This window comes from Klebsiella sp. C283 (assembly GCF_048822555.1).
Taxonomy (GTDB): domain Bacteria; phylum Pseudomonadota; class Gammaproteobacteria; order Enterobacterales; family Enterobacteriaceae; genus Klebsiella; species Klebsiella quasipneumoniae.
The window spans coordinates 1-1,264 of record NZ_JBMEZS010000061.1 but is presented as its reverse complement, the minus strand read 5'-3'; the positions used below and the strand labels follow the sequence as shown (position 1 = coordinate 1,264).

Here is a 1,264-nt window from a genome sequence, read left to right as displayed (position 1 = left end):
CGGTTTTGTTATTAATAAACAGACCGGTCGCGGAATCATAATCCTTATAGGGCAGAATACGGCTGAACTGGGGGAAATTCATGCTGCCCAGCGTGTCATTGGCTTTCGCGGATTCGTCGGGCAGCTTCAGTGCTGACACCAGTGAATTCACAGCCTGGGTGACAGTATCGATGATGTTATTACTCATGCGGGCGTTCCTTTAAGAGCATTTCAAAATAACAAGGGTAATAAATGGCAAGAAGAATATTCACAGCCGCACTAGAAACTCCTTCTTATAATGGAAAGCACTGGAATAAAAAACAATAAACACATGGATGCAATAATCTGACCCATAAAGATCGCATCCAACAACATCGCCCCTTGCCACAAACAAATAAGCAGAGTGATAAATAACAAAACCACATGAAAGAAAACAATCAGGAACAGAAGGTTCGCTGAGAACTCCCCATCACTAATTTCCACCTCCAGGCAGAAAAAATAAAAGACACACAGACTACAGATAATATAGAGGCCTTCATGTCGAATACCCTGAAGGAAATCAGGAGAAAACTCTCCTGCCAGTCCATTGTATGTCAGCCTGGCTCCCAGATAGATGAGCCAGTAGACTGGAGGGATAAACAAAAACCCATACTTTCTAAAAAACAGCATCATATCCATCCCCTGATCATTTGTTCACATTGTTCAGTGCGTTAAGTTGTTTATGTTTCTCGTTACATTTAGCGGCAATTTTCTTCGCATCGTGAAGGGTTAATGGTCCCGGGCTATTACGGAGTGCCGTTCGAAAATCCTCACCGGCACAGGGTATTTCATGAGAAATCATTAATAACTGTTCTTCAGTCGCTGTACCGTTATCTCTGTAATCATCGTAAACAAGATACAGCAGACCACCCCAAAAAAAGAGTGGAAAGGCCCAGTTAACAATGTGTTTAACCGCGTTCGCGACGTTTACTTTCATTTTTTATTCGTCTGGTATAATTCCCACTGATGGATATACGCATAATACCGCTCACCTGGCACATTAATGATGATGCCATCACAGTCCAGTTTATTAACAGGGCTGGTAAAAGCGCCTGTCGGTATGTTTACTTCAAGTGTCTTGCAGTCGTTTTTCCAGTGTCTACCTGCTTCAAGTTCATCCATCGAAAATGAGTGAATGGAGATAACGAACATCCCGCAAAACCCAACCACCGCTATAAGCGCACAGTATATGAATGTATCGCCTCTGTTAACTCGAAGATTGAATTTTTCAGGGATGGCAACCATT

3 protein-coding genes and 1 pseudogene are annotated in these 1,264 nt (G+C 42.6%); all 4 read right to left on the bottom strand.

Features of this window, described 5'->3' with window-relative positions; genetic code table 11:
• Positions 1–187, bottom strand: a pseudogene (locus ACOI7Z_RS27195) (F pilus assembly Type-IV secretion system for plasmid transfer family protein); the annotation flags it as partial.
• Between the two features lie 71 nt (positions 188–258).
• The gene (locus ACOI7Z_RS27190) at positions 259–657 is read right to left on the bottom strand and encodes a hypothetical protein (protein WP_072158599.1); all 399 of its coding nucleotides are present in this window, start codon (positions 655–657) and stop codon (positions 259–261) included.
• A 7-nt stretch (positions 658–664) separates the two neighbouring features.
• On the bottom strand, positions 665–955 hold the full coding sequence (locus tag ACOI7Z_RS27185) for a hypothetical protein (RefSeq protein WP_023307542.1): 291 nt from the start codon (positions 953–955) through the stop codon (positions 665–667).
• Positions 952–1,264, bottom strand: a 313-nt coding sequence (locus ACOI7Z_RS27180) for a hypothetical protein (RefSeq protein WP_420702486.1), incomplete at its 5' end; no start/stop codon positions are given. The genes ACOI7Z_RS27180 and ACOI7Z_RS27185, both read right to left, overlap by 4 nt.

Excerpts from the sequence above, each read along its gene's own strand:
- ACOI7Z_RS27185 (WP_023307542.1), bottom strand. The coding sequence starts at position 955 with ATGAAAGTAAACGTCGCGAACGCGGTTAAACACATTGTTAACTGGGCC.
- ACOI7Z_RS27190 (WP_072158599.1), bottom strand. The coding sequence starts at position 657 with ATGGATATGATGCTGTTTTTTAGAAAGTATGGGTTTTTGTTTATCCCT.